Here is a 6120-nt window from a genome sequence, read left to right on the forward strand (position 1 = left end):
CATCGACTGGTCGCTATCAATGGCGAATCTGCCGCAAGGCCACCAACCGGACGCAACGTATAGATCAGATCAAGTTACTGCGGACCGCCCTCTCACGTCGACCTGCGAGGCATCGTCGACCTGCTCAGTCATCACTTGTACGCCAGCCCGCGCGTGTATGTCCGTGAGCTGATGCAGAACGCCGTCGATGCCATCACGGCGCGGCGGGCGGGGGACCCGAGCGCACCGGGCGAGATCCGGATTCGTCCGCCGGAGTCAACGGGGGACGGCACCCTGCGTTTGGAGGACTCGGGCATCGGTCTGACCGAGGCGCAGGTGCATGAGCTGCTGGCTACCATCGGTCGCAGCTCCAAGCGCGACGAGCTGGGTTTCGCCCGGCACGAGTTCCTCGGGCAGTTCGGCATCGGCCTGCTTTCCTGTTTCCTGGTGGCCGATGAGATCCGGGTGAGCACTCGCGCCGCCGGCTCCCCGACAGTGGAGTGGACGGGCTACGCCGACGGGCGCTACGAACTGCGCGTAGCTGCGGCGGGACGGGAGCGCGCGGAACAGGGCACCACGGTCACCCTGGTGCCGCGTCGAGGTGACGAGCACTGGCTGCGCCGGGACGCGGTCATCGAGATTGCCTCACTGTACGGGTCCATGCTGCCCATCCCGGTGCGCGTCGACGACAAGCTGATCACCACCGGACTCGCGCCGTGGGAAACCGACGTGGCGGAACCGGCGGAGGCCCGTAGGGCCCGCCTGAGCGCGTACGCCCAAGAGATGTTCGGTTTTACGCCCTTCGACGTGATCGACCTCGCGTTGCCGACGGCGGGCCTGCGCGGGGTGGCGTTTGTGCTGCCCATGCCGGCCAACCCGGCGGCTCGGGTGGCCCACCGGGTCTACCTCAAGCAGATGCTCCTCTCCGAGGACATCGAGCGACTGCTGCCCGATTGGGCGTTCTTCGTCCGCTGCGTGATCGACACAGGCGAGCTGCGCCCGACCGCGAGCCGGGAAGCGCTCTACGAGGACGCTCTGCTCGACCAGGTCCGCGAGTCGCTGGGAGACTGCCTGCGTGGCTGGCTCACCCGGCTGGGGCGCAGCGACCCCCGACGCCTGCAGGACTTTCTTCGGGTGCACCACCTCGGCGTCAAGGCGCTCGCCGTGCACGACAATGAGATGCTGCGCCTGGTCGACCAGTGGTGGCCGTTCGAGACGAATATGGGCCCGCTGACGCTGGCCGAGTTCCGCGAGCGGTACGGGTTGGTGCGGTACACGCCGTCGGTGGACGAGTTCCGCCAGCTCGCCGGCGTGGCCGCCGCCCAAGGCATCGCCGTGGTCAACGCCGGCTACGTCTACGACGCGCAGCTCATGGGCCGGCTGCCCGACCTTGACCCGGCCGTCGATACCGAGGTGCTCACCGCGAGCGACCTGGCGACCCGGCTGGAGCCGCTCGACCCCGACGCTGAACTGGCGGTGCGCCCGTTCCGGACAGTGGCGCAACGCACCCTCGACCAACTCGGAGTGGAGGTGCTGGTCCGCGCCTTCGAACCGGCCAGCTTACCGGCGTTGCACCTCCTCGACGGCGACACGGCACTGGCGATTGACCTGCGCCAAGGGCAGGAGCAGGCCGACGATCTCTGGTCGTCGATCCTGGGCACCTTCACCCCGGGCCGCGACGTCCGGCCGCAGCTGGTGTTCAACCACCGCAACCTACTGGTGCGACAGGCGATCGCGGCCAGCGACGAGGAGCTGACCAAGCTTGCGGTCGAAGGCCTGTACGTGCAGGCGCTGCTGCTGGGCCACCAACCGCTACGGCCGGCCGACACTGCTGCGCTGAACCAGTCGTTCCTCGGCCTGCTCGCCCGGGCCATGGGAGGGCCACGATGACCACCTCGATGCAGGAACTGCGTGACCGCCTCGCCCAGGCGTACGCGCTGCCGCGCGGTCCAGCCCGATTCGCCGCGCTGGACGCGGTCTTCCGGCACGCCGACGCGGCCGGCGAAGTCCCGTTCGCCTTCTCCGCCCGGATGAACGCGATCAGCGACTTCCACCACGGCGGCGACCCCGCCCGCGCGTTCCTCGCCTTCTCTTGGTGCCTGTCGGTCTTCGACAAGCAACCGGAGGTGGTGGGCGGGCACCACGCCCGAAGCCTGCTGTGGGACTTCAAGTGGATCGTCTGGGCGCTGCCCCAGTTTCCCGACATCCCGTTGGACCGCACAATGGCGGTGCTCGACGACATGCAGCGCCGGTACCAGTTGGCCGGGCACAGCCTGCACGCGGTGCACCAGCACCGCTGGCTAGTGGCGCACCACGTTGGGGACATGGAGGCCGCACAGGAGTCGTACGATCGGATGCTGACCGCCAAGCGGGACGCGATGTCGGACTGCTCGGCGTGCGTCCCGTCGGGTCAGGTTCGGCACCTCACCTCCCTCGGTAGATTCGACGAGGCCATCGCCGTCGGGGAGCCGTTCAAGCGCGGCGGCTGCTCCGAGCAGCCCCAGTGGATGCTCAGCGAGCTGCTCGCGCCATACCTAAGCACCGGCAGGTTCGACGAGGCTGTCGAGGCCAACCGGGACGGCTACCGCCGCATCCGGGACGACCGCCACCACCTCGACAACCTCGCCCAGCACGTGTTGTTCTGCGGGCTGACCGGTAACGAGGCGCGCGGACTGGAGCTGGTGGAACGGCACCTGAGCTGGCTGGAACGGCCCTCGTCGCCGTACGCCGCCATGGAGTTCTCCGCCTCTGCCGCGCTGGTGCTCGGCCGGCTCCGCGCGTCCGGGCGTGGCGACCTGGTGCTGTCCCGCCGCTCTGACGACGGCACCCGCCGCTGGGAGGCGACGGTGGCCGAGGTCCACGACGAGTTGACCGGGCAGGCCCGGGCGATCGCCGCCCGGTTCGACGTTCGCAACGGCAACCAGCACCAGAGCGGCCGCATCGAGGCGCGAATGGCCGCGACACCGGTGTCCGAGCGAGTGCCGCTCACCGTCCTCGCAGGACGCACCGCCGATTCCGCCCGGATGGCCGACCCGGCGCTGGCCGCCCTCGTTGAGCGGGTCGCCGCGCTCACCGCGGCGGGCGATCCGGCCGGCGCCGCGCGGGCCCGGCTCGACGTGGCACACACCCTGCGAAACTCCGGCCGGTGGGAGGACGCCATCGAGGCCGCCGAGGAGGCGGTCCGCAGCCTCGACCGGGCCGGTCTACATGACGACGCGGTCCGCTGCCGCTACCTGCTCTGGGAGCTCTATTGCCGGACGTACCACCACCGGGACGCCGCGCGCGCGGTGCTGGAAGAGCTGAGCCAGGTGGAGAACCTGCCCGACGAGGTGCCGCCGCTGGAAGTAATCCTCGAGGACGCCGCCGCGTCGCTGCACGGCGCCGACACGCTGACCCACCTGATCACCGCTGCCGACCGACACCGCGCCAACGGCACTTCCGACGCCGAACTGCGGGTGCTGCGCAAGGCGCTCGCACTGCTCGCCCGCCGGCCGCCAGGCGACCTGGCTTGGACCGTCTTAGGCCGCATCGATGCCCTCGGCGCGGCCGAGGAGCACCCGTCGGCGGAGCAGGCGGGTGCGGTCCAGGTCGCAGGCGCCCGCCTGCTGGCCACCGCCGGCCGGCTCGACGAGGCGCTCACCCGGCTCGACGCGGCCGTCACCTGGTTCGACACCGACGAGCTGACCGACGAGCGCCGGGCGGCCCGACTAGACCGGGCGCGGCTGCGGCTGCGAACCGACGAGCCGGCCCTCGCCGAGGCGGAGGCGCGGGAGGTGCAGGCGGAGGACCCCGATGAGCACGGCTGGACGGCCGCCCTGGTCTTGGTCCGGGCACTACGGGCGCAGGGCCGCACCGAGGAGGCCGCCGAGGTGCTCGCCGAGCACGACATGGACGAGAACGATCTCGACGACGAGGACTTCGACGAGCACGAGGACTGACCTTCCGCCGGAGCGGTCCGGACACCTAGCCTAAAGACCGAAGACTGACACGGACATCGCCGGTCTACGCACGCGCGGCGGCAACAAGGTCCGCTAGGCGCTCTGGGTCGGCCTGGGACGGGCCTGAGCAGGCCGGGACCGTGATCGAACGCGGTCGGCCGGAGGACGTTCCCCACGCCCGTTTTCGCCACGTGGCCGAGCAACTTGTGGGCCCCGTAGGTGATCGACGCGAGTGAGGGTGCGGCCGTGGTGAGTCCACCTCGCCGGCCTGGTCGGGCTGCGGTGTGGGTGCACTCGCGGGAGACTGAGGAGATGGCATGGGCGCGAAGACGGCGCTGTTGGCTTTCGTGAACGGCGACTTGCGGCCAGTGCTACTGGATGCAAGGCCGTCCGCCCCGGCGGCGGCTGAAGCCCTGGTGCGGCAGTTACTGCCCGGGTATGACGTGACGTTGATGGGCGACAGCACTCTCGAGGCGACGTATCCGCCCGATGACATCACCTGCGCCACGGTGCTGCCGGGAGCCGTACTTCTGTGTGACCGCAGGCTGGTCCTGGACCGCCCCTCCGAACTGCCTGCGCATCTCCTCCGAGCGGGTGCGGGCAGGCGGATCATCATGCACGGCATGCACTCGGTCGTCGACTGGCTCTGCTTCGCGGTGTGGGACGACGGGCAGCTGGTCCGCTCCTTGAGCCTGTCACCAGACGCCGGCATCATCGAGAACATCGGCGAGCCGTTCGATTTCGAACGCCCGTACTGGGACGGCGAGCATCCGGTCGAACCGGTTCCGGGATGGTCCGACCAAGATCCCTACCCGCTGCCGTTCCACCCGTTGGAGTTGGGTGAGCAAGCCCTGCGCGCCTTGTTCGGCTTCGTCATCGAAGGATGCCCGGAGCGGGACGACATCGACGCGGACACCGTTCACATGCACGAGTTCCTCGTGGCCGACCCGTCGGGGGAGGAACAGGCCGCACGCGAGGCGGCCTACGAGCGGGCGACGCGTGACATGGGGCCGCCCAGGATGTTCCGGCCGGGCCCGGACGGAACAATGCAGGAGATCAGCTGGGATGAGTTCCTGGCAGGCTCTGCGCCGGATGATTCGAATTCTCCACGTTGATCTTCGCGCAAGCGACCGAGGCGAACGGCCCGCTCGCTGAGGTGGCATCAGCCGAGGCCGCGCGGGCCAGGGGACACCATGCAGGACCGCCCCCACCGGCCCTATCGCTTCGTCTTCTAGGTTCCGAAACCTCCGCACAGGTAGTACAGGCTCACGGCTAGTCCTACTATCCAGGCGGTCCTAAGACCAGTGGACGACCCGCGGCCGAGTCGTCCGGACAACGCGACGCAGCTGACCAGCAACACCAGCTGCGCGATGCCGTACGTGGCGGCGCTGAAGAAAAAGACCACTAGTTTCCCACCGGCGTCGAGGTCCGCCCTCGGTCCTCCACCAGCGGCGATGGCCACGGCAACCGCGACCCCAGCGGCCAAGGCGTGCCCAGCGAGGGCGATGACTGCTCCGACAACCGTCGCTCGAGTGATCGTCACCGCCGGAGCCTGCCACACGTCGACAGATGGCGATTGAGAGGACCAATGCCAGACATGGTGGTGATCGCAGTCGCTGCCGCGATCCTGCAGCAGCCCAATCACGAGCCGGGATCGGGGAGCAGGGTGGGAGCAGCAGGGTGCGCCGAATGGCTTTCAACTGCACCGAGTGGCGTCTACCGGCGCACAACTGCACCCACCCCTGCCTGCGGCTTCTTATTTCCGCAGGTCAGAGTCGTTGCGGCGTCCTGTTTCACACGGAGTGCTCAGCGGTTTCACGCAGCAGTCGACGGCGTTCTATGTTGCCTGGCAGGGGAGTATGCGCAGGTCGCAGCGGTAAGGAGCGGTCGGACGGCCTGGCCTTGCGCTTGGGAGCAGATTGGGTGCAGGTTGGCGAAGCGGTCGCCGCGCCCGAAGTGCTCAGCGGCACCGGACAGGCACGAGGCTTTGACCTGCGGTGATGCGGTCGAGCGGTGCGGCGTGACCTCCCAGAGAACACCGAAGTGGTCATGCTTCGCTGCTCCCCGACTGGCTGGTGCCGGCTGTCGGCCTGGAATCGGCCAACGTCTGTCGGCTCCGCCTGAAAACTGACCACGTGGTTCCGGCTGAATCGGGACCACCTCCTGAAGCATCGGGAGGTGCTGAGCGTGGAGGACTGGGCAG

The 6120-nt window shown here is 69.1% G+C and carries 3 protein-coding genes; all 3 read left to right on the forward strand.

What is annotated here, in order from left to right; translation table 11 throughout:
- Positions 1 to 102 precede the first annotated feature (102 nt).
- A complete protein-coding gene (locus ACGFI2_RS30525; RefSeq protein WP_393523650.1) occupies positions 103 to 1869 on the forward strand; it encodes an HSP90 family protein in 1767 nt (588 codons plus the stop codon).
- Positions 1866 to 3917: a hypothetical protein gene (locus ACGFI2_RS30530; protein WP_393523647.1), complete on the forward strand. Its 2052-nt coding sequence runs from the start codon at positions 1866 to 1868 to the stop codon at positions 3915 to 3917. Before ACGFI2_RS30525 ends, ACGFI2_RS30530 begins: the two co-directional genes overlap by 4 nt.
- Positions 3918 to 4234: 317 nt before the next feature.
- A complete protein-coding gene (locus ACGFI2_RS30535; RefSeq protein WP_393523649.1) occupies positions 4235 to 5032 on the forward strand; it encodes a DUF6928 family protein in 798 nt (265 codons plus the stop codon).
- Positions 5033 to 6120: the final 1088 nt, after the last annotated feature.

This window comes from Micromonospora sp. NPDC049282 (genome assembly GCF_043197045.1).
Lineage (GTDB): Bacteria > Actinomycetota > Actinomycetes > Mycobacteriales > Micromonosporaceae > Micromonospora.

What these genes read in the sequence shown, in the direction of transcription:
- ACGFI2_RS30530 (WP_393523647.1), top strand. Translation starts at nt 1,866, where the DNA reads ATGACCACCTCGATGCAGGAACTGCGTGACCGCCTCGCCCAGGCGTAC.
- ACGFI2_RS30535 (WP_393523649.1), top strand. Translation starts at nt 4,235, where the DNA reads ATGGGCGCGAAGACGGCGCTGTTGGCTTTCGTGAACGGCGACTTGCGG.